Annotated in this window: 22 protein-coding genes; 12 read left to right on the top strand and 10 right to left on the bottom strand. The window is 38.2% G+C overall.

Annotated elements, in window-relative coordinates; translation table 11 throughout:
• Positions 1–3 precede the first annotated feature (3 nt).
• Positions 4–387: a carboxymuconolactone decarboxylase family protein gene (locus AC1M9E_RS04375; protein ID WP_179998434.1), complete on the top strand. Its 384-nt coding sequence runs from the start codon at positions 4–6 to the stop codon at positions 385–387.
• Positions 388–458: 71 nt separating this feature from the next.
• Here the strand turns inward: AC1M9E_RS04375 and AC1M9E_RS04370 are convergent, their stop codons facing one another.
• The 7 genes from AC1M9E_RS04370 to rutD all read right to left on the bottom strand — a co-directional run bounded on the left by AC1M9E_RS04370 (position 459) and on the right by rutD (position 6,715).
• Positions 459–1,295, bottom strand: a complete 837-nt coding sequence (locus AC1M9E_RS04370) for an NAD(P)-dependent oxidoreductase (RefSeq protein ID WP_488225194.1) — start codon at positions 1,293–1,295, stop codon at positions 459–461.
• A 43-nt stretch (positions 1,296–1,338) separates the two neighbouring features.
• Positions 1,339–2,709 carry a pyrimidine utilization transport protein G gene (gene rutG, locus AC1M9E_RS04365; protein WP_481595592.1) on the bottom strand — a complete coding sequence of 457 codons (1,371 nt, stop codon included), beginning with the start codon at positions 2,707–2,709 and terminating at the stop codon, positions 1,339–1,341.
• 28 nt (positions 2,710–2,737) lie between these two features.
• Complete coding sequence (rutF, locus tag AC1M9E_RS04360; protein ID WP_481595593.1) at positions 2,738–3,277, bottom strand: NADH-dependent FMN reductase RutF; 540 nt, start codon at positions 3,275–3,277, stop codon at positions 2,738–2,740.
• Between the two features lie 70 nt (positions 3,278–3,347).
• Positions 3,348–3,728, bottom strand: coding sequence for a pyrimidine utilization protein C (gene rutC / locus AC1M9E_RS04355; RefSeq protein WP_035265663.1), 381 nt, complete (start codon positions 3,726–3,728; stop codon positions 3,348–3,350).
• A gap of 33 nt (positions 3,729–3,761) precedes the next feature.
• On the bottom strand, positions 3,762–4,511 hold the full coding sequence (rutB, locus tag AC1M9E_RS04350) for a pyrimidine utilization protein B (protein WP_481607070.1): 750 nt from the start codon (positions 4,509–4,511) through the stop codon (positions 3,762–3,764).
• The gene (gene rutA, locus AC1M9E_RS04345) at positions 4,508–5,620 is read right to left on the bottom strand and encodes a pyrimidine utilization protein A (protein WP_488225056.1); all 1,113 of its coding nucleotides are present in this window, start codon (positions 5,618–5,620) and stop codon (positions 4,508–4,510) included. Before rutA ends, rutB begins: the two co-directional genes overlap by 4 nt.
• A gap of 300 nt (positions 5,621–5,920) precedes the next feature.
• Positions 5,921–6,715, bottom strand: a complete 795-nt coding sequence (gene rutD / locus AC1M9E_RS04340) for a pyrimidine utilization protein D (protein WP_481607072.1) — start codon at positions 6,713–6,715, stop codon at positions 5,921–5,923.
• A 163-nt stretch (positions 6,716–6,878) separates the two neighbouring features.
• Here rutD and AC1M9E_RS04335 point away from each other — a divergent pair, with 163 nt between their 5' ends.
• The 4 genes from AC1M9E_RS04335 (at position 6,879) to AC1M9E_RS04320 (ending at position 10,408) form a co-directional block, all read left to right on the top strand.
• Positions 6,879–7,232: a hypothetical protein gene (locus AC1M9E_RS04335; RefSeq protein WP_481607073.1), complete on the top strand. Its 354-nt coding sequence runs from the start codon at positions 6,879–6,881 to the stop codon at positions 7,230–7,232.
• A gap of 3 nt (positions 7,233–7,235) precedes the next feature.
• Positions 7,236–9,014: a PepSY-associated TM helix domain-containing protein gene (locus tag AC1M9E_RS04330; protein WP_481607074.1), complete on the top strand. Its 1,779-nt coding sequence runs from the start codon at positions 7,236–7,238 to the stop codon at positions 9,012–9,014.
• A 5-nt stretch (positions 9,015–9,019) separates the two neighbouring features.
• A complete protein-coding gene (locus AC1M9E_RS04325; RefSeq protein WP_481588494.1) occupies positions 9,020–9,358 on the top strand; it encodes a DUF3325 domain-containing protein in 339 nt (112 codons plus the stop codon).
• Positions 9,359–9,514: 156 nt separating this feature from the next.
• On the top strand, positions 9,515–10,408 hold the full coding sequence (locus AC1M9E_RS04320) for a LysR substrate-binding domain-containing protein (RefSeq protein ID WP_481607075.1): 894 nt from the start codon (positions 9,515–9,517) through the stop codon (positions 10,406–10,408).
• 77 nt (positions 10,409–10,485) lie between these two features.
• On the opposite strand, the gene AC1M9E_RS04315 is transcribed toward AC1M9E_RS04320, so the two are convergent.
• Positions 10,486–12,084, bottom strand: a complete 1,599-nt coding sequence (locus tag AC1M9E_RS04315) for a bifunctional 3-(3-hydroxy-phenyl)propionate/3-hydroxycinnamic acid hydroxylase (RefSeq protein ID WP_035265649.1) — start codon at positions 12,082–12,084, stop codon at positions 10,486–10,488.
• A 292-nt stretch (positions 12,085–12,376) separates the two neighbouring features.
• Between AC1M9E_RS04315 and AC1M9E_RS04310 the strand changes: the two genes are divergently transcribed.
• The gene (locus AC1M9E_RS04310; protein WP_481607077.1) at positions 12,377–12,889 is read left to right on the top strand and encodes a tetratricopeptide repeat protein; all 513 of its coding nucleotides are present in this window, start codon (positions 12,377–12,379) and stop codon (positions 12,887–12,889) included.
• A gap of 133 nt (positions 12,890–13,022) precedes the next feature.
• Here the strand turns inward: AC1M9E_RS04310 and AC1M9E_RS04305 are convergent, their stop codons facing one another.
• Both AC1M9E_RS04305 and AC1M9E_RS04300 read right to left on the bottom strand, forming a co-directional pair.
• Positions 13,023–13,526, bottom strand: coding sequence for a cysteine peptidase family C39 domain-containing protein (locus tag AC1M9E_RS04305; RefSeq protein WP_481607078.1), 504 nt, complete (start codon positions 13,524–13,526; stop codon positions 13,023–13,025).
• An 84-nt stretch (positions 13,527–13,610) separates the two neighbouring features.
• Positions 13,611–13,988 carry a MerR family transcriptional regulator gene (locus AC1M9E_RS04300; RefSeq protein ID WP_481607079.1) on the bottom strand — a complete coding sequence of 126 codons (378 nt, stop codon included), beginning with the start codon at positions 13,986–13,988 and terminating at the stop codon, positions 13,611–13,613.
• A gap of 71 nt (positions 13,989–14,059) precedes the next feature.
• Between AC1M9E_RS04300 and AC1M9E_RS04295 the strand changes: the two genes are divergently transcribed.
• The 6 genes from AC1M9E_RS04295 (at position 14,060) to AC1M9E_RS04270 (ending at position 21,200) form a co-directional block, all read left to right on the top strand.
• Entirely contained in the window at positions 14,060–14,554 is a 495-nt protein-coding gene (locus tag AC1M9E_RS04295) for a DUF2938 family protein (protein WP_481607080.1), read from the top strand.
• Between the two features lie 60 nt (positions 14,555–14,614).
• The gene (locus AC1M9E_RS04290) at positions 14,615–14,848 is read left to right on the top strand and encodes a DUF6500 family protein (protein ID WP_092766004.1); all 234 of its coding nucleotides are present in this window, start codon (positions 14,615–14,617) and stop codon (positions 14,846–14,848) included.
• Positions 14,849–15,060: 212 nt separating this feature from the next.
• Positions 15,061–16,443 carry an adenosylhomocysteinase gene (ahcY, locus tag AC1M9E_RS04285; protein WP_481588499.1) on the top strand — a complete coding sequence of 461 codons (1,383 nt, stop codon included), beginning with the start codon at positions 15,061–15,063 and terminating at the stop codon, positions 16,441–16,443.
• Between the two features lie 76 nt (positions 16,444–16,519).
• Positions 16,520–17,356, top strand: coding sequence for a methylenetetrahydrofolate reductase [NAD(P)H] (gene metF, locus AC1M9E_RS04280; protein WP_035266512.1), 837 nt, complete (start codon positions 16,520–16,522; stop codon positions 17,354–17,356).
• Positions 17,357–17,456: 100 nt separating this feature from the next.
• Positions 17,457–18,167 carry a 16S rRNA (uracil(1498)-N(3))-methyltransferase gene (locus AC1M9E_RS04275; protein WP_481589727.1) on the top strand — a complete coding sequence of 237 codons (711 nt, stop codon included), beginning with the start codon at positions 17,457–17,459 and terminating at the stop codon, positions 18,165–18,167.
• 168 nt (positions 18,168–18,335) lie between these two features.
• Positions 18,336–21,200 carry an EAL domain-containing protein gene (locus AC1M9E_RS04270; RefSeq protein ID WP_488225055.1) on the top strand — a complete coding sequence of 955 codons (2,865 nt, stop codon included), beginning with the start codon at positions 18,336–18,338 and terminating at the stop codon, positions 21,198–21,200.
• Positions 21,201–21,235: the final 35 nt, after the last annotated feature.

Raw genomic sequence — 21,235 nt, 5'->3', positions numbered from 1 at the left:
AAAATGTCAAAACAAGATTATGAAAATGGTTTAAAAGTTCGTACAGAAGTGATGGGAGAAACTTTTGTCAAACGTGCACAAGACAATACAGTTCCATTTACTCAACCACTTCAAGATTGGATTAATGAGCATGCATGGGGTTCAACTTGGCAACGTGAAGGCGTTTTACCACGCAAGTATCGTTCGTTAATCACGATTGCATTTTTAACAGCCCAAAAAAGCCCAACAGAACTTAAAGGTCATGTACGTGGTGCTTTAAATAACGGCGCAACTGTTGAGGAAATCCAAGAGGTTCTTTTGCACAGCTTGCCGTACTGTGGTGCTCCAGCTACACAAGAAGCATTTAGAGCCGCGTTAGAAGTCATTAATGAATATCAACAAAGCTAATCTCATTGAGCATTCATAGATGAACCGCTTAATCTACATTAAGCGGTATTTAAGGTATTTGGACGCTAGATTTAACTTAATTCAATTTTAGATTGATGTTCAAGCACCTGAACCACAGCTGAAAAATCAGAATCTTGAGCTTTCACTTTTTCAATTTGCATATACTGATTTTGTATAAGTTGCATCGCTGGCAAATTCAACGCTTGCTCTTGAATTAGATCAGTCGCAATTCCTATATCCTTTTGTAAAAGAGCTAAGGCAAAGGTTTTTGGAAACGCACGACTCAGAACACGTTGCGCCATAATATTTTCAGACATTGAACTTTTACCACTAGAATGATTAATACAATTCAATGCACTATTCAAATCTACTCCTTTTGACTTTAATACCGTCAATCCTTCTGCGAGTGCCCATAGATGGGTTGCCATCAACGTGTTATTCACTGCTTTAACAGCAAATCCAGAACCACTCTCCCCGACATATTCAATTAATCCTGCAAATGCCTGAATAATCGGTTTTGCACGCTTATAAGCATCGACATCCCCCCCAACCATTACCGTCAATGTCCCTTTTTCAGCGCCTATAGTTTGCCCAGAAACGGGGGCATCTAAATATTCAACACCATTAAATTTCAACTGATTTGCAAGTTTTAAAGCACTTACAGGTACACCACTGGTACAGTCGATCCATACGCTCCCCTTGACCGGAGGATTTTGAGCAATAAGCTGTTCGACATCTGCACTGGTGGGTAAGCAACTGAAAATAAAATCTGCTTTCACTGCTTGATCGACAGAAGTCGCTTTAGTACCAAATGTTTGTGCATGTGCTTCTGCTTTTTCAAAATTACGGTTCCAAACTAAAACTTCAAATCCTAGTTTTGGTAAATGGCTCGCCATGTGCCATCCCATAGCACCTAAACCGATAAATGCAATTTTCATTTTTAATTTCACCTTAAATTTGAGTGTTAGGGAGTGCCGTTGCTTCTGCTGAATGCGGTTCGTTTTCGAGCTCTACTGTTTGCGCATTCTTATCTTCTCGATTTAAGAAAAGATTCAATAAAATAGCCGCTAATGTTGCAGTCCCTATTCCACCCAAATCAAAATGGCCAATTTGTAAACTATAATTGCCTGTCCCCATAATTAAGGTGACAGCAGCAATCAACAGAGTACTGTTTTTGGTAAAATCTACGCGGTTGTCCACCCAAATTTTAGCACCGGCCACTGTAATCAGACCAAAAACAACAATCGAAGCTCCCCCTAATAATGCGACAGGAATCGTACTAATAACCGCGCCAAATTTTGGTGATAGACCTAGCAAAATTGCAAATACGCCAGCAAATAAAAATATGGTGGTTGCGTAAATTTTGGTTACCGCCATAACACCAATGTTCTCAGCATATGTTGTCATTCCTGTTCCACCGATTGATGCAGACAAGGTCGTACATACACCATCTGCAAAGAAACCTCTTCCCATATATGGTGATAGATTACGTCCAGTCATTGCAGATACCGCTTTAAAATGTCCTAGATTCTCTGCAACTAAGATGATCGCTATGGGAGCAATAAGCAGCATGGCATTAAATTCAAACACTGGCGCATGAAAAGTAGGTAAACCGAACCAAGCTGCCTCACTGACTTCAGTAAAATCGATCGCTGTACCAAAACCCAAAACATTGGTGAGTAAAAAATAAATAAAGTAAGAAGCCACTAAGCCAATGAGCAATAACAATCTACGGATCATGCCCTTAGTAAATACGGCGATTACACTAATACAAATAATCGTGATTAGAGCCATCCATGAATCAAACTGATTAGCAGAGACACTTTTGATCGCCACTGGCGCTAAATGCAAACCAATGATCATCACAATTGCTCCAGTCACAATTGGTGGCATCAACTTTTCAATCCATGCTGTGCCAGTTTTCATCACGATCAAACCGATCAAGGCGTACAAAATACCGCATGCAATGGTACCGCCAAGTGCTAAGCCTAAGTTTGGATTTAAGCCAACACCGGTATAACCAGTGACTGCAATGACTGCTCCAATGAAAGCGAAGCTCGAACCTAAATAGCTCGGCATACGCCCCCCAGTCATTAGGAAAAATAATATTGTCCCAATACCCGTAATAAACATTGTAAGATTCGGATCGAAACCCATCAGTAATGGGGCAAGTACTGTTGCTCCAAACATTGCAAATGCATGCTGCAGCCCCAATACCATACTTTTACCTGGCGGCAAGTACTCATCTACTTGAACTGCGGTCGTGTCTAGATTTCCTTGGAAAGGTTTAAATTTTGGAAACCATGTTTCTTTTGTGCTCATCGACCTTCTCCTGATCAAGCATGCTGTTTTAGACCATTGGAACTGGCTCGCAATATACGCGGTTAAAATACATGAGGGCTTTTTCACCCGCTTGCTGTTTCATCCCCTTTACATGGCAGAACAAAACATCATGACTGCCTACCGATAAACTTTGTACGACTTCACAATCAAAACTCACTAGCGCACCTTCTAAAATAGGTGCACCTGTGACTAATGTTGACCAGTCCCCCTTTTCGAAACGTTCTGCCATTGGAGTTTTACCCCCAAACACATTCGATAAATGCTTTTGACTACTGCTTAAAGTATTGACACACAAAACCTGATTACTTTTAAATGTTTCAAATACAGATGCTGATCGATTTAGACATACCAGCAATGTTGGTGGCGTATCTGTCACACTACATACAGCTGAAGCTGTGAAGCCAGCTTTTCCTGCTAGACCAGCTGTAGTAATGACATTGACAGCTGCACCTAAATTCGACATTCCTTGTCTAAAAACCTGTTGGTCAATGTTGAGTGTGGCACTCACTGCCTCGGGTAAATTGATTGATTGCACATTTGCATTCATAGTGTTCTCCATCCCTCATCGCCTAAGCAGTCAGTGAGGGACTCATAATAGGGTGATGAAAGCTTTCAAATTAAACATGAGCAATTGAAGCAATTTCGATGAGTGCATCAGGTTTGACTAATCCTGTTTGAACACAGTAACGAGCTGGTTCTGCATTCGGAAAATATTCGGCATATACTTCATTCATTGCAGCGTAGTTTGCCCAATCTGTCAGAAAAATATGGTTGAAAGTAATGTCCGACATTGTTCCGCCAGCAGTTTCGATGACCTTCTTTATTGTTTCAAGGACATGGCGTGTCTGTGCTGCTACGTCTCCAACATGAACTACATTGTTGTTTTCATCAAAAGGCAAAGTGCCTGAAACATAGACAATGTTGTCTGCTTTAGTTGCTGGCGAATACGGTGCGAGTGGCTTACCTGAACCCACTGGAATAATGACTTCTTTTGACATGACTTATTTCCTAATTTTAGAATTTATAAATATCTATGCGCTTTCAGCGAGTGTTGGTTGATCTGCAAAACTACTGACAAAACTTTCTGTATCCGACACCCATCCAAAGAAGGTTTTTATGTTGTACATACTTGCGACATGGGCTTCTTTTGGCCCTGCTTGATGACAGGCATCGTCTAAAGCCACGCCAAAATATTCTAGAAAGAAGCCATCTCTGAGCGTCGATTCAACACATACATTGGTCGCGATACCGACAAAAACCAAATTACGAATTCCACGCACTCTGAGCATGCTGTCTAGCGCTGTGTTAAAGAATCCACTATAACGAGGCTTTTCAATCACAATATCTTGCGGAGCTGGCACCAACTCATCAATCAACTCAAAATCCCAATCCCCTTTTGCTAACAACTTTCCTTGTAGCTCAGGACGCTTACGCATGGTCTTCAGTGCATTTGATTTATGAAAGTTTGGTGAATCAATACCACCTGCTTCACGATATTGATTATCCCAACCGTTTTTGAAATAGATCACTTGAATACCAGCATCATGTGCTACAGAAACTGCCTTTTTAATATTTTCAACCACAGGTTTTGTCGTCGACACATCAAACCCAGCAAGATCTAAATAACCACCTTTTGACGTATACGCATTTTGCATATCAATCACGATTAGTGCTGTTTGCTCTGGTGCAAGCACAATATTTTCCGGTTCGGCTTTGAGTTTTACACCCGTACCCGCTTGTACAGTAAATCCAGCTTCAACGGTATTTTCTAAATGACTCATGCGATTTTCTCCAACACAGTTTCTGAACTCATTCCTTCAACCACAACATGTTCACGACATTTCATAAGCGGCTGAATCCGTTGTCCAAAACTTTCAACACCTTCAACAAAATCATCAAATGTCAGTAAAATGCCTTCAGTTCCTTTCACCTCACTAATCTCATCTAGCATTTTTGCGATAGTTTCGTAAGAACCCACCAACGTTCCCATATTGATGTTGACTGGTGATACTGATGAAGCCATTTGACGAATATTAGTATCTGCACCAGATTTAGTATCTTTTCCGCCTTGATTCATTAACCAGTTGATCGCTTCAATATCAGCGCCATCGTTGTAATGTTGCCACTTCGCCATCGCTTCTTCGTCTGTTTCAGCAGCGATAATCATGAACAAAACGTAGGTTTGAACATCACGACCCGTAATATCTGTTTTTGCTTTTAAACGATCGTTGATTTCTGCATATGCTGTTGGTGTATTAAGCCCTTTACCAAAAACAAAATTGTAATCAGCGTGTTTAGCAGAAAGTTCCAAACCTGTATCCGATTGACCAGCGCAGATAATTTTCATCTCTGCTTGCGGGCGTGGGCTAACTCGGCAATCATCCATTTGGAAATGGTCACCTTTAAAATCAGATTTACCTGTTGCCCATAATTCACGCAGAATTTGTACGTATTCAGATAAGTATTCGTAACGCTTTCCGAAATATTCATCACCGGGCCACATGCCCATTTGGGTATATTCTGGCGCTTGCCAACCTGTGACGACATTTAGGCCGAAACGACCATTCGAAATTGAATCAATCGTAGATGCCATGCGTGCAACTATGGCAGGCGGCATCACTAGCGTCGCAGCTGTTGCATAAATTTTTATTTTGCTGGTGACTGCAGCAAGACCCGCCATAAGCGTAAAAGTTTCTAAGTTGTGATCCCAAAACTCAGTTTTACCCCCGAAACCACGCAGCTTGATCATAGACAATGCAAAGTCAAAACCGTAATGCTCTGCGCGTTGGACAATTTTTTTATTTAACTCAAAACTTGGTTTGTATTGAGGAGCATTTTCTGAGAGTAACCAGCCATTATTTCCGATCGGACAAAAGACACCAATTTTCATATCTAACACTCCTAATTTAACGATCAGTTAAATTTTATTTAGTAGGATTAAGCCTTAGAGCTTGTATTAGATATTTAGCAAATGATGTGCCAATTATTATTTTATTATATATTACAACAACTTAATAATTTTATATTTTACCTTATGATAAATTAATCACATAATCCCAATACCCATTACTCCTAAATAACGTCATATAAAAGTGCACAAGATGTTCCAAAAAATACCATTTGGTAAAATAATTAAAAAAACCACGATCTCAATCGTGGTTTTTTATATGCAATTGAAAAGTTTCAAATGCTAGAGTGATCGAAGAAATTGAATAATTGCCTGATTAGTGATATCTGGCTCAGTCACAGTAGAAGCATGTGCACCTACATCAAAAATTGAGCATTGTGCATGTACAAAATTTTTCTGAAGATCAAGAGTCTTATGTACTGGAACCAAGAAATCATCACGATTTGCAATCAAGTGAATTGGAGTTCGTTGAAGTGCGGTGATATGTTCATTCGTTATTTTAAATTCCTTTAAAGCCTTCAGACGTCTCAATACATTCTCTTTTGGTGGAAAGTTTCGGAGTTGATTATTTTCTGCTTGTTGTATTTGATCGATATTAACAGAGATCCATACAGGTGGATAAAGAAATAATGCTTGAGCTCTAACATATGCCTCTGCACCAGCATTTTGTAATAACGATTCTCGAGCTTCAAAACATTTGAGCGTATGTGGATCTAGTGAGTCCCACGCATTAATACTGGTCAAACTCAACATTTCCAATTTTGTATTTTGAATTAAAACGGCTAACTCCGCTCCAATATGCCCACCTAAAGCATGACCGATAAAATGGAATTCATCGATCTTTAGATCCTCTAAAATCTGTATCACTTGTATTGCCATATCGGTCATTGAATAAGTTGGTGCTAGTAATGCAGCATCTGCATGACATCCTTGTTGATCATATGTAATGACATGAAAAAATCGAGTCAATATATCTAATTGAGGATGCCAAAAATGTCCATGCCCTCCTAACCCTGAAGATAACAACACAAATTGAGCATTAGGATTAGCTTTGCAGTAAAAAACTTGATACGTCATAAATTTTACCTATCGATAAAAAATAACTACAACGCTGCAATTAACATGCCCAAGCTAATTCAATTAAAAATTTATTTCTAAAATGCTAAATTTATAATTCTAAAGATAAACAATAATTGTTATCATTTACAATAATTACATACACTCACACTTTCTTACTTTTATGAACAGTACAGAATTCGAACTACCAGGCGAGTTAACACTTGGGAATCAAGTAAAAAAAACTCGTAGGACTACTAAATCAGTTTCTATCAGTTATCGCCTGATGGTGCTCTATCGTTTTTTATTGGCGGGTATTGGAGGTTATTTGCTTGCATCCCTCTCTGCTATCGTGATTGCACAAACATTTAGCACATATCAATCTAGCGCAGCGATGTCAGCAACGCTCATTGCTTTCTGTTTACAGTGTGCAGCGTTTATTTGGGTTTTTATGGTTCACAAAACCAGAAAAGCTACATTGGGCATCGTCTTACCTAGCCTTGCTTTATTTCTCATCTATAAAATCATGGGGAACTAATTCATGAGAAGTGATGCCAAAGCTGAAGGCCCACGCCAGTCTATGTCATGGTTACATACTTGGGCTAGTTTGATACTAGGATGGTTGCTGTATGCCATCTTTGTAACCGGTACTTTGAGTTTTTTCCAAGCAGAAATCAGCACATGGATGAAACCCGAGTATCACCAATCGATTCCAAGCCGATCTCAACTTGAGCAGACGCAAGTGGCTCTGCAATATTTGCAGAATAATCATGCTGATGCAGGGAGCTGGGGAATTCAATTACCCAATGCTCGTCAAAATTACACCACACTGAATATCCGGAGTGTCGGAGAAGATCCCAATGCTCGTCGCGGTGGTGAACGTGTGACGATTGACAGTGCCACAGGTAAAGTATTAGAAGCCCGTGAAACCCGTGGTGGTAGCTTTCTGTATCGTTTCCATTTTGAATTATACGGAATGCCACGTATATGGTCACGTTGGATTGTGGGCATAGCAACTATGTTTATGCTTGTTGCAATTATTAGTGGCATCATCACCCATAAGAAAATCTTTAAAGATTTCTTTACCTTTAGAACAGGTAAAGGACAGCGTTCTTGGTTAGACGCACATAATGCAACAGCTGTATTCGCACTTCCCTTTCATATCATGATCACTTTTAGTGGTTTACTTTTATTATTGTTTACCATCATGCCGTGGGGGGTACAGCAAATTTATGACAATCGTGGCGCCTTTCTACAAGACCAACGAAAATCCTTAATTCAAAATCCAGCAGAACCACAAGGGCAGACTCGTACTGATCAACCGCAAGGAAATCAGCGCTCGATGATGAATGCGCGTACAGAAATTGAGGCTCGTGGTACGCAGTCAGCATCAAATGAACATACTAACAAAATGGATGGTGAGAGAAAGAATCGAGGTGAAAGTCGACGTACGCGCAACCAAGATCGAAAAGCTGAACCTGCACCACTTACAGATATTGCTCCGATCCTCACTCAAGCTGAAGCGAAGTGGAAAAACAATCCGATTGGTTCGATCACAATTAAAGCACCAAATACATCGAAGGCGACCATTGAGTTACGTGCTTTACACGGCGCAAGTATCGCTCATCGTGGCGTATATGAAACTTTAGACTTCAATGGTGTGACAGGTCAAAACATTACAGATGATTCCACTCAACTCAAAAATCCTTCTATTCCCAATGGCATTTACAATGTTGCCACTGTTCTACATGAAGCACGAGGAGTTGATTTAGCCTTACGTTGGATACTCTTTTTTTCTGGTATCGTTGGCACGCTAATGGTCGCAACAGGATTAATTTTATGGTGCGTCAAACGTGCACCTCAACAAGCGAAACAAGGTTATAAATCCTTTGGGTATCGTACGGTCGAGATTACCAACATCGCTGCGATTATCGGCTTACCTATTGCTTGTGCAGCTTATTTTTATGCAAACCGTTTTATCCCTGCCAACATGGAAATGCGTTTAAACTGGGAAATCCGTACATTCTTTATTGTGTGGCTCTTCACACTTGTTTATGCTGTTTTTCGCACCCATCGCCAAGCTTGGCTTGAATTACTGGGTCTCGCTACCCTGCTTTTCGCTTTACTTCCGCTTGTAAACTTTATCACAGGTGGTCAACCTTTATGGCGTTCTATAGCTCACGGTCAATGGGTTATCGCTTCGTTCGATCTGGCGATGCTAGTTTTAGCAGTGGTTTTTTATTTTGCTCTTTACAAAGTTCAAAATCATCAAGGAACTCCATTAAAAATGAGTCAAGTTTTACCTAAGGTAGAGGGGTAATCACCATGAGCTTTTTTCTCCTCATTTGGGCAGTTTGTACTTTAGGTTTTATAGGTTTAGCCAGTGCAATGCAAAAGCATCAAAAACAAATTTTTGGTCAAACATTGAGTGCTAAACACCAGAAAATAGCCTCAATGGTTGGATGGGGATTCCTGTCGTTAGGGCTTATCCTCTGCATGAGCAAAGGACAAGTCAGTAATATGATGAGTTATTGGATTGGTGTACTGACATTCGCTGCGCTTTTTGTTGCACTTTGTCTGACCTATTTTGAGTCACAAATGAAAAAAATCATTTTGGGCGTATCCTTTATTGGATTCATCAGCTTGATCTTCCTCATCATTTAAATACTCTACTTGATAAAAAAACCGACCAATATTTCATTTCAATATGGGTCGGTTTTTTTCTTCTTAAATTAGCTTTAAACGTGAATCACGCTGTAGTTCTAGCAATTCAAACGTATAATCAACCTCATTTATTATGGCGATTAAGGATCGGTACGCATGGAACTTCGACATTTGAAATATTTCGTCTCAGTTGCCGAAGAACTTAATTTTACGCGTGCTGCAGAAAAACTCTTTATAGCGCAGCCCTCTTTAAGTCAGCAAATTAAAGATCTTGAAGCGGAATTAGGTACATCCCTGCTGATTCGTAAAAGCAGAAGCTTATCGCTCACAGAGGAAGGAGAAACTTTTTTAAAAGATGCTCGACATATTTTGAAACTTGCTCAAGACGCCAAACACAAGATTCAAATCATGGCGAATACCAAGAAAAATAAATTAAATATTGGCTTTTTACCTGTGGCAGAAATGAAAATTTTTCCCTATGTCATGCCTATTATTCGTGCACAACAGCCTGATTTAGATATTCAATTTCATAGTTTGAGCTGTGTACATCAAATCCAAGCACTTCGTGATCAAAAAATTGATGTCGCATTCACTCGCCAATGTATCGATGATGAGCATATTGCCTCTATTGAATTGTTTAGTGAGCCTCTGATCTTGCTGATTCCTCGTCATTCAGCCCATGCGCATTTAGACTGTATTTCAAAACAGGATTTAATTGCCCAAAAATTTATCATGAGCGAGGAAACTGCCTCACCGATCTTATTCCAAAAAATTCAAAACATTTTTGAAGCTCTAAATACATCTATTCAAGTTGCTCAATACTCGAGTAACATTTTAATGAATATTAATCTTGTAGCGATGCAAGTCGGTTGGACCATTGTTCCAAAATATGTTGAAAGCTTGCTCAGTGAAAATGTCTTAATTAAATCAACTGAAATCGATTTACCGAATATCAGCTTATATTTGAGTTTCAGAAAACAAGATCAAAGTAAGCATTTGCAAACTGTCAAAAATATTCTAAGCCAACACTTTCATTGTCATATTTTTTAAAAATTTGAACGCTATTTTAAAAATAAAAAACCTGCAAATTTGCAGGTTTTCTTTTAGATTAGTCTTAAACTTTTTGATTAAACGCCAAGTTTATCAAACAGCTTTTGACTGAGCTCTTCGCTCGTCTGAGGAATACTTAAGCCAGCGACAAATTTATCTGGTCTTAAAAATGCCATCGAGTATTGAGTACGACCAAACCATGCTCGAATCGCATGCTCCGTATCCCCAAGTGTCAATATTTCATCATCATGAGCATCAGTATTCAATTGTTCAGGTGGAACGACTTTAATAAATTTCACACCCAATGCTTTCCATTTTTGAATACTTGTTGGTGTGAGTCCCCAAGTCGGATCTACTCCCCAAGCAATAATAGCAAAGCCTTGACCAATAAAATCATCCAGTAATTTCACCTGACCTGTGCTGTCTTGCATTTTAGGTTGAATAAACATTTTACCGATTGGTGATGTCTTATTGACCTGTCCAACCAAAATACCAGATTTATATTGTGGCATTGGCTTAAAGCGCATTTCCAACAAATATTGTTTAACTGGTTTAATGTAATTTAGAACATATGAAATAGCATCACGCGCAGTACCTTGCCATTTTTTAGGCGGAGCTAGCACATGGCCTGCTGTAACAGATAAATCAATCATCGCTTTGGCATGATCATGACGCTCTTCTTGATAAGAATCTAGAACTTTAGCATCTACTTTACCTTGTACGACCATAGCCAGTTTCCAAGATAAATTGAACGCATCACGCATTCCACTGTTATAACCCTGTCCCTGCCATACTGGCATGATGTGCGCTGCATCTCCCGCAAGTAAGATACGACCTTCTTTAAATCTACTGGCAATACGTGCATTATGGGTATAAACACGATTTCGGATCACATCGATATTTTCAGTGTTTGGTAATACTTTGGATAAAAGTTTAGCCATGTTTTCAGGTTGACTCAGTTGCTCTTGCGTCTCCCCTGGCATCACCATAAATTCAAAACGACGGATACCATGTGGTAAAGCCGCTGACACATATGGACGTACTGGATCGCAACATAAGTAAATATGTGGTGTCGCCAATGGATCGTTTGCAATATCGACAACAATCCATTGGTTTGGTGCAGTTTTACCTTCAAAAGGAATATTCAACATACGGCGAACGTAGCTATTACCGCCATCACATGCCACAAGATACTTTGCAGTTATATATTCAATTGTTTTATCTTTATTTTGGATTTGAACTTCAACTTGATCTTCAGTCTGCTTAAAACTTTGAAGTTGACGAGAAAAAAGTACTTCCACATCATCAAAACGTTCTAAACCTTCCAATAATTCTGCATCAACATAAGGTTGTACGAATGCGTTACGACGAGGGAAACCAAACTCACGTGTTTTAGGTTGGATATCTGCAAAACAACGGCCTGAAGGCGTAAGAAAACGCATCGCATGATCGGGAGTGGTATGCGGCAATACTTTGTTGATCAAACCAATCGATTGCATTGTTCTTAGAGATTCATCATCAATACCAATTGCACGAGGATAATCAATCAATTGATCGAGCTGTTCAATCACTTTTACTTTTAAGCCCGCAAGGCCAAGGCCGTTCGCCATCGTTAAACCGACTGGGCCTGCACCAAGTACGATCACATCTGCTGAATAAGTGTTGGTCTGTGACATGGTCAATCTCCTCTAATATTCGCATTAGAGAGGATTTTCAGCATAGGAAAAAGTTATGCTAAGGTCTTATGAAATTTAAGAAATTGTCACTTTTACTTCAATTCCATCAAAAAACCTTAATTTATGTCGCTCATCTATAGCTTTTACCTATAGTTGAATTTGTAATTCATCTACAAAATATCTTAGTAAATAGGCTCGAACCATACTATTCAAGCTTTGAATCAGTTTTACAGTATAATCAGGGAACAACTTTAATATTTTTTGCTTCGCTTTGAAGCCATGGAATCCCACTATGACGAAACGTGTTACCGTCCCGATTGCTCTCGAAAATCGTGCTCATGCAGGTAATGCCGCTGCTCAATTTGAACTTGCTGAACTTTATATGACGAGTGAACACGATGAAGACATTGCGCTTGCAGAAGAATGGGCTTTACGTGCTGGTCAATTGGGTCATGTCGAAGCGATGTACTGGTTAGGGGAAGGTTATACCCATTATGCAAAAGAAGTTTTAGAAGAAGATCCTGAAGATGCAAAACTAAACTTTGAGTACGGTTTTAACTGGCTCACGCAAGCTAGTAAACATCAACATGCTGCTGCAATTTTAGAGCTCGCAGGTTATTACCGTCGTGGTAATGTGGTCGAAAAAGATGTACAAAAATCTGTTGAATTGGTGACTCAAGCCGCTGAACTTGGTGATACTCAAGCAATGCGTGATTTATCTGCCATCTTTGCACATGGTTTAGGTGTGGATATAAACGAGGAAAAAGCTGATTATTGGCAGGAAAAGGCTCAATCAAGCACTTAAGAGAAATCACGTTTTCTTTGCATCAAAAAGCCTTCATGATTGAAGGCTTTTTATTGAGCTACTTTAGATCTTTTTAACTATAACATACCTTAACATAGCAACATACTTTAAGATAGTGACATACTTTTAGATATTAATTAACTTCAGCGATGATGGCTTGTCTACAAATCCCATCTACTGCCCTTTGCTGTTCAAATACTTTTTTCGGCATTGCTTCAAAGCTATCAAAAAAGCAGATTTCTTCTTCATTGATGTCATATACCAATGAATGATTACCAATGCCTTCTAAAGTATCGTAATACACGATCACAAACTTATTGGCATCAAATGCGATTTGAATATCTTGATAGCTGATTGCGGGGGATATTTTTAGCGCAAGTTTTTCAGCTTCTAAATAACTTCGCTTTTCTTGCTCTTGAAGTGCATTGTCTTCATCTGTGGTAAATTCCACATCTAAGCCAAATTTTTTAAGTCCCACAGCTAGACCGATCGTGGTCGTTCCATCACCCTCTACATAACCACAGACTTCTTTTAGTTGTTCAATATCTGGGTCTAACCCAAGATGTTGAAAGAGCATCCATACGGCGTAAATGCCAGCATTAGCTTCGAGGTTAGCTAGTTCTTCGGGAATTTCCATCAAAAATATATATTATTTATTGAGCTATCAATTATAACAAATAATCTTCTTCAAAATTTAAGAAATTAAATACAAAATTCAAGCTCACTCATCTAAAAGTTTCAAAAAGTCTGGACATTGTAAATGGTCATCGTATGGACATTTTTCAACGTGTGTTAAAATTAAGAGTAAGTTATTTAAAGTCTCAATTTTATCTTTGATTTCGTTTTTTGCTTCCCTAACTTGATCTCGTTTAATTTTAATTTTTTCATGATCAATTGCCATATTTTTAATTTGGCTCAGCGTCATACCACCATTCTGGAAGATCTTGATTAATGAGATATTCTGTATTGCTCGGGATGAATACTGTCTTCTAAGCCCTTTCCTTCCAATAGATCGAATAAGTCCTTTTGATTCATAAAACCTAATCGTGGCAGTTGAAGTATTTGTCCGATCAACTAGATCACCTATATCTATTTCCATTAATGCACCTTGACTTCAAGTTAGCTTTAAGTTGCACACTAACATGACTTAAATTAGAGAGTCATCCTTTCATGAATATTTTAATTTACATTTTAGCCTTAGGCCTAAGCGCTACTTTAATTATGAATTTTTTAGGTTGGGTAAGAGCGATGATTTTTAAAATCCCCTCATTTAACTATGCTTATTTGGGTAGGTTTTTCTTTTTAGTTAAAAATAAAAAATACGTATACAGAAATATTACCGAAGCCCCTGTACACAAATTTGAATACATTACGGGTTGGGTATTTCATTATATAACCGGTATTTTTTTCGCTTTAATTTATACTTATATCGATAATTCACATACTACTTTGGAAGCTTTTATATCTTCTATTTTATTTGGACTTTCAACTGCTATTATCCCATTTTTGGTGATGCAACCTATTCTTGGATTTGGTTTCTTTGCGAGTAAAACGCCCAATCAATGGATCAGCATAAAAAATAGCTTAGTGGCACACTTAAACTTCGGAATCGGTTTATTTATAGCCCAAATTATTCAATCCTACATTTTCTCAACATTACACTAATGAAAGCTTGATAGATTGAATGATAAAAATTTTAAATTAAATTTCTAATACGTTGCCAAAATGAATAAATCAATCAAAGACAAAATTATTCGAATTTGTGATGAAAAAATCGATCGGAAGGGAGAATCTGTAGGTTTGTCATTTTATGCTTTCTTTTCAAATAAAAATAATGACCCCGATGCACTCATGGAAGTAGCTCATTGGTGGATCATGAAACATAAACTTGACCACTTTGAAAAAGCACAGAAAATAAAATCTCTAATATCATCGGAATCTGAAGTTGACGCGATTTAATTGAAATACTTTGAATCACCAATAACCAACTTAACATTGGAAATTCGCAAGTTTAGAAGTACAATACTGCCCTAGTCGAGGGATGCTGCGACGTTTTACAAGTAAAAAATGTAAAAGCGCCAGGCTCGACGATCGGTCAATCTGCTCAGATGGACCAACAACGGCATCCGCGAACATAATGATCAATTTTTGTTTTTTATAAGGAGATCGTGATGAACGCGGTTAATGCTTCATTTACAGATTATAAAGTTGCCGATATTTCACTTGCTGACTACGGCCGTAAAGAAATCAAACTTGCAGAAGCTGAAATGCCAGCCCTTATGGGTCTGCGTAAGCGTTACTCTGCGGCTAAACCACTTGCTGGTGCTAAAATTTTGGGTTGTATCCACATGACAATCCAAACAGCTGTTCTTATCGAAACTTTGGTAGAGCTTGGTGCTGAAGTTCGTTGGACATCTTGCAACATTTTCTCTACTCAAGACCACGCTGCGGCAGCTATTGCAGCTTCAGGTGTTCCTGTATTTGCTTGGAAAGGCGAAACTGAAGAAGAATACATGTGGTGTCTTGAACAACAAATTAATGTAAATGGTACGCCTTGGGATGCCAACATGATTTTGGACGACGGCGGTGACTTAACTGCGCTTGTTCATGAAAAATACCCAGAAGTACTCGCAAAAATCCATGGTATTACTGAAGAAACAACAACAGGTGTTCAACGTCTTCTCGAAATGTGGAAAGACGGTTCATTGAAAGTACCTGCGATCAACGTAAATGACTCAGTAACTAAATCTAAAAATGACAACAAATACGGTTGCCGTCACTCTCTAAACGATGCGATCAAACGTGCAACTGACATGCTGTTATCTGGTCGTCGTGCGCTTGTAATTGGTTACGGTGACGTAGGTAAAGGCTCTGCACAATCACTTCGTCAAGAAGGCATGATCGTACGTGTTTCTGAAATCGATCCAATCTGTGCAATGCAAGCCTGCATGGACGGTTACGAAGTAGTTTCTCCATACAAAAATGGCGTACAAACAGGTAAAAAAGAAGACGTTAACGCTGACCTTCTTCAAAATACTGACTTAATCGTAACAACGACTGGTAACTACCACGTTTGTGACGCTGCAATGCTTGATACATTAAAAGCAGGTGCAGTAGTTTGTAATATCGGTCACTTTGACACTGAAATCGATACCAACTACTTACGTGGTTATAAATGGGTTGAAGTTAAACCACAAGTTCACCAAGTATATCGTTCAGAAAATGAAAATGATTACCTCATTCTTCTTTCTGAAGGTCGCTTAGTAAATCTTGGCAATGCAACTGGTCACCCATCACGCGTGATGGACGGTTCTTTTGCGAACCAAGTTTTAGGTCAAATGCACTTGTTCGCAGAGAAATTTGCTGATCTTCCTGAAGATCAAAAACAAGCAGCGATTCGTGTTGAACTTCTTCCTAAGAAATTAGATGAAGAAGTTGCTGCAGCAATGGTTGCAGGTTTCGGTGGTGTTCTGACTCAATTAACTCAAGAACAAGCGGACTACCTTGGGGTTGCTGTTGAAGGTCCATTCAAATCTGACGCTTATAAATACTAATCTTTGAACAAGCAGGCTGAACAGCCTGCTTTTCTTTGAATTCTATTTTGCTGAAATAAGTACAAAGGATTTGAACATGTCTAAACAGATTCCAATTTCTTTTGAGTTTTTCCCAACCAAAACTGATGCAGGTGCGGAAAAACTTAAGGTTGTTCACCAAGAACTGCAGTTGCTGAATCCAGAGTTTTTCTCTGTGACTTATGGTGCAGGTGGTTCTACACGTGAACGTACACTTTCGACTTTAGCTGATTTTAATGGCAAAGGCACGCCTGTTGCTCCTCACCTCTCTTGTATTGGTGATAGCAAAGAACGGATCGCTGAACTTTTAGATTTATACAAATCTCAAGGGATTGACCGTATAGTTGCACTACGTGGTGACTTACCTTCCGGTCAAGTTGGCTTAGGTGAATTACCGTATGCCCAGGATTTAGTACGCTTTATCCGTGAACATTCGGGTGACCACTTCCAAATTGAAGTTGCAGCTTACCCTGAAATGCATCCACAAGCAGATAGCTTTGATTTAGACATCAAACGCTTTTGTGAGAAAGCCAATGCAGGTGCAAATGCAGCCTTAACTCAATTCTTCTTTAATCCAGATGCGTATTTTTACTTTGTAGAGCGCATTCAAAAAGAAGGTGTGAATATTCCTGTTGCGCCGGGCATTATGCCAATTACCAATGCAAGCAATCTCATTCGTTTTGCGGATGGTACCGGTGCCGAAATCCCTCGTTGGATTCGTAAGCAACTTGCGGCTTATGGTGATGACACTGCTTCAATTAAAGCCTTTGGTCATGAAGTGATTGTGAAGCTATGTGAACGCCTCATTGCTGGTGGTGCGCCAAGCTTACACTTTTATACGATGAACACCACTGATCCAACTCGTCAACTTGTAAAAGACCTCGGTCTAGCATAAGTCTCCTGACTTCTTTTATCGACAGCTTAGGTTCACCTTATTTGATGTAGGGACTGAAGATAAAAGAAGTTTTTATTTTACCGATTTTAGAGTAATGCAGATGCCTCGTTTTTTTATTGAAGCAGACCTTAATGTAAATACAACAGTTGAACTGACTGAAACTGTATTTCATCATTGGGTCAAAGTTTTACGTGCACAAGTCGGTGAAAAAGCGACCCTGTTTAATGGTCAAGGTGGCGAATATCAAGTTGAATTAACTGAAGCCAATAAAAAAACAGGCTCGGTTCTAGTTCAAGAATTTAACCCAACCAATCGCACACCAAACTTTAATGCCTTACTTGGTCAAGTAATGAGTAAAGGTGACCGCATGGATTATGCTATTCAAAAAGCGGTTGAGTTAGGCGTATCTGAAATTCAACTTCTCACCTCTGAACGTTGCGAAATGCGTTTAAAGTACGACCGTGATCAGAAAAAACTTGATCATTGGCAAGGTGTAGCAATTGCAGCTTGCGAGCAGTGTGGAATGAATATTGTTCCAAAAATATTAGCTCCACTCCCTTTAGCACAATGGTTAAATAGCACACTCCCTGAAACGAAATTAGTCTTAGCCCCCAATAAAGATGAGGTCGATGTGTTAAATGATGCCTCCTCAAATATAGCGCTACTCATTGGTCCAGAAGGTGGATTAAGTGAAGCTGAAATCCAATCTGCAAATCAGCATGGATTTATCAATTGGTGTATTGGTGAACGTGTTTTACGTACAGAAACCGCACCAGTGGTTGCTTTATCGATCTTAAATTACAAATTTTAATAAATATTTTCTCAAAATTCCGTGATTTAACTCACAATAGAATTGATTTTCATCCAATTAGACAGTACTTTAATGAGAAAAGAGTTGTCGCGCTAAATTTATATTTTTTAAGTTCGTACTCAAAAATAATTCAAATAAAGTAGAAAGAAAATTAAGGTATTGCCAGTTATGAGTGAAGTTCAGGGAGAGCATGTTTCCAACTCTGTACTCGATAGCCAGATCAAAAGTGCGACTTCTAATTTGCATTTTTTTTTAGCGTGGGTGCTCTTTGCCTGTATCTATAATCAACTTATTTACTTCTTTTATTTCAAAAGCTTTTCAATACCTTATACCATTTGGCTCATTATATTTACCGCCATTCTTTTAATCTGTATTTGCTTTACCCTCTTTTTTAAAAAATCTAATCAAATTAGTATTTTTAACTTAGACATGTGGGCACAATTGGTTTGCTTAATTACTGGAGCTGGTCTAGCTATTGGTATTTATACCGTATTACAGCTTATGCCCGAACATAATCCAGAAGTCAAAGATATACATATGTTGACTTTAGCTGGGTTAATGTTATCTATTGTTTATACTTTTGCTATTGTATTTTTATCACAGCGTTTACGATACTTCCTTTATGTTTTTTTGCCTTCAGCTTCGGCCATAGTCCTTTCCAATTTCCTTTTTTTAGATAATACTCCTGATGTTTTTAGTTTAATCTTTAATATTTGGTTTGGTGTATTACTTATTTGTGCACTCCTTACCCATAAGATGTACCGCCGTCTTGGAATATTAAATAGTCACAATAAATTCTATCTATCTGAATCTAGAAAACATCTTATGGAGTCATCACTTCTCCAAGACAAGCTAAAAAATGAGATTGAAAAATCCAAAGAAATTGAAAGCCAATTACAAATGCATAATCAATTACTCGAACAAAAAGTAATTGAACGAACCTACGATATTAATAAGATCAACGATCGACTGCAGCACCATCAAGCTAATCTCGATTTTGCGCATGAAACTGCTGGAATTTCATCTTGGCTATGGAATATTGAGAAAAGAACCATTGAAATTTCAGGAATTAAATATGGTAATCAGGTTTTACACTACCAAAGTGCTACTGATCAAATTAACGATTTTATTCACCCAGAAGATCAAGAAAATTATCGTAAAGAGCTCCGTAGACATTTAAGAGGAAATACTGAACGTTTTGAAGCACATTATAGAACTAAAGTAAAAGATCAGTGGTTCTGGATTAAAGATATTGGTCGAGTTATTACACGTGATCCTAAAAATAATAAACCTCTTAAAATGGTGGGTATTTTCCAAGACATTGAGAGTGAAAAAAAAGCACAAGAAAAATTGAAATTAGCTTCGAATGTATTTAATCAAGTGGCCCAAGGAGTTTTCGTTTTAGACAATAACTTGTGTTTTTTAGAAGTTAATCCTTATTTTAGTGAATTGGTCAACATCCCACCGCAGGATATTATCTCAAAACACATCTTTGATATTACCAAATCTTCCACATCCCAACTCAGCCAACATCACGCCGATATAACTCAAACGGTGTTACTCACCGGACAATATGATGCTGAGGTCACAGAAGAATTTATTTCAGGAAAGATATTAACCTTGTGGCTGCATATCAATGCAGTTCGTGATGATAAAAATAGAATTTTAAATTATGTAGGCATCATTTCAGATTTGACTGAACGGAAACAAAATCTTGAAAGAATGGCCTACTTAGAGAATTACGATCTACTTACAGATTTACCTAACCGTGTTTATTTTAATTTACAGTTACACCAGTATCTAATTAGTAAATCTAAAATTCTGAGCCATTTTTCTATTATTCGTCTTAACATTGATCGATTTAGACATTTTAATGAGTTTATTAATCATCAAACTGGAGATGAAGTTCTCAAAGAAGTTTCCCGAAGACTGAAATATACCTGTTCTAAAGCTGTTCTGATTTCATATTTAAATAATGATGACTTTGCTATGATTTACAACTTAAATCATAGTCATTACACGATCCAACAAGTCGTCGATCAGATCCTTGAGGCCTTTGAAATACCCTTTATCATCGATGGGCAAGAACACATGATTCATGTCTCACTGGGTATCGCAATTTACCCCAATCATGGTAGACAAATTGGTAGCTTAAATAGTCACGCGGAAAGCGCTTTAACAGAAGCAAAAAAACTAGGGGGCAGCACAGCCTATTATTATGACAACAAGCCTGAATCCATTTTTGGCAGTGACATTGAGCTCGAAAGAGATTTACGACTTGCTATAAAAAATCAGGACTTAGAAATTTACTATCAACCTAAGATAGAAAGTAAAACGATGCAAGTGAGCGGCTTTGAAGCATTAATCCGCTGGAATCATCCAAAGTATGGCATCATCATGCCAGATCGTTTTATACCGATTGCTGAAATGACTAGTCTGATCTCAGATATCGGAAAATTTGTTATTTTCCAGACATGTAAGCAACTTAAAATATGGCATGAATTAGGATTTGATAAGTTACAAATTTCTATTAATGTCGTGGCGCAACAGATCCATCGTGGGGAATTTCTCAATTTTATTGATCAAGCCGTGCTCAAATACTCACTCAAACCCGAGTTTATAGAGTTTGAACTTACCGAGTCATCATTATTAGATAAATCATCTCATGTTTTTGATTTGTTAGACGAAATTAAGGATAAAAATTTCTTAATCGCCTTAGATGACTTTGGAACAGGCTATTCTTCACTTGCATATCTTGCCGACTATCCTATTGATACACTCAAGATTGATCGCGCCTTTATTTCAAAGATTGGCACTCGTAAAAATAATGCTATTGTCGATGCAATTATTTCAATGGGTAAAACGATGGGGATGAAATTAGTTGCTGAAGGTGTTGAGGATATCGAGCAAATTGAATATTTAAAAAAACAAGGTTGTGATTATTTCCAAGGTTATTATTTTTCGAGACCATTAAATAGCGCTGATAGCACTCAATTTCTGCAAAATGAATATCAATTCTCAAAAATCAAATAAAGGCTAGACCAAAGTCCTAAATATGTATGAAATTT

It is taken from the genome of Acinetobacter sp. 24-47-47 (assembly GCF_057737035.1).
Note: the sequence above shows the minus strand (reverse complement) of the source record. Positions and strands in the feature narration are given on the sequence as shown.

Coding starts and splice junctions, on each gene's coding strand:
- AC1M9E_RS04375 (WP_179998434.1), top strand. CDS start 4: ATGTCAAAACAAGATTATGAAAATGGTTTAAAAGTTCGTACAGAAGTG.
- AC1M9E_RS04370 (WP_488225194.1), bottom strand. CDS start 1,295: ATGGGATGGCACATGGCGAGCCATTTACCAAAACTAGGATTTGAAGTT.
- rutG (WP_481595592.1), bottom strand. CDS start 2,709: ATGAGCACAAAAGAAACATGGTTTCCAAAATTTAAACCTTTCCAAGGA.
- rutF (WP_481595593.1), bottom strand. CDS start 3,277: ATGAATGCAAATGTGCAATCAATCAATTTACCCGAGGCAGTGAGTGCC.
- rutC (WP_035265663.1), bottom strand. CDS start 3,728: ATGTCAAAAGAAGTCATTATTCCAGTGGGTTCAGGTAAGCCACTCGCA.
- rutB (WP_481607070.1), bottom strand. CDS start 4,511: ATGAGTCATTTAGAAAATACCGTTGAAGCTGGATTTACTGTACAAGCG.
- rutA (WP_488225056.1), bottom strand. CDS start 5,620: ATGAAAATTGGTGTCTTTTGTCCGATCGGAAATAATGGCTGGTTACTC.
- rutD (WP_481607072.1), bottom strand. CDS start 6,715: ATGACGTATCAAGTTTTTTACTGCAAAGCTAATCCTAATGCTCAATTT.
- AC1M9E_RS04335 (WP_481607073.1), top strand. CDS start 6,879: ATGAACAGTACAGAATTCGAACTACCAGGCGAGTTAACACTTGGGAAT.
- AC1M9E_RS04330 (WP_481607074.1), top strand. CDS start 7,236: ATGAGAAGTGATGCCAAAGCTGAAGGCCCACGCCAGTCTATGTCATGG.
- AC1M9E_RS04325 (WP_481588494.1), top strand. CDS start 9,020: ATGAGCTTTTTTCTCCTCATTTGGGCAGTTTGTACTTTAGGTTTTATA.
- AC1M9E_RS04320 (WP_481607075.1), top strand. CDS start 9,515: ATGGAACTTCGACATTTGAAATATTTCGTCTCAGTTGCCGAAGAACTT.
- AC1M9E_RS04315 (WP_035265649.1), bottom strand. CDS start 12,084: ATGTCACAGACCAACACTTATTCAGCAGATGTGATCGTACTTGGTGCA.
- AC1M9E_RS04310 (WP_481607077.1), top strand. CDS start 12,377: ATGACGAAACGTGTTACCGTCCCGATTGCTCTCGAAAATCGTGCTCAT.
- AC1M9E_RS04305 (WP_481607078.1), bottom strand. CDS start 13,526: ATGGAAATTCCCGAAGAACTAGCTAACCTCGAAGCTAATGCTGGCATT.
- AC1M9E_RS04300 (WP_481607079.1), bottom strand. CDS start 13,988: ATGGAAATAGATATAGGTGATCTAGTTGATCGGACAAATACTTCAACT.
- AC1M9E_RS04295 (WP_481607080.1), top strand. CDS start 14,060: ATGAATATTTTAATTTACATTTTAGCCTTAGGCCTAAGCGCTACTTTA.
- AC1M9E_RS04290 (WP_092766004.1), top strand. CDS start 14,615: ATGAATAAATCAATCAAAGACAAAATTATTCGAATTTGTGATGAAAAA.
- ahcY (WP_481588499.1), top strand. CDS start 15,061: ATGAACGCGGTTAATGCTTCATTTACAGATTATAAAGTTGCCGATATT.
- metF (WP_035266512.1), top strand. CDS start 16,520: ATGTCTAAACAGATTCCAATTTCTTTTGAGTTTTTCCCAACCAAAACT.
- AC1M9E_RS04275 (WP_481589727.1), top strand. CDS start 17,457: ATGCCTCGTTTTTTTATTGAAGCAGACCTTAATGTAAATACAACAGTT.
- AC1M9E_RS04270 (WP_488225055.1), top strand. CDS start 18,336: ATGAGTGAAGTTCAGGGAGAGCATGTTTCCAACTCTGTACTCGATAGC.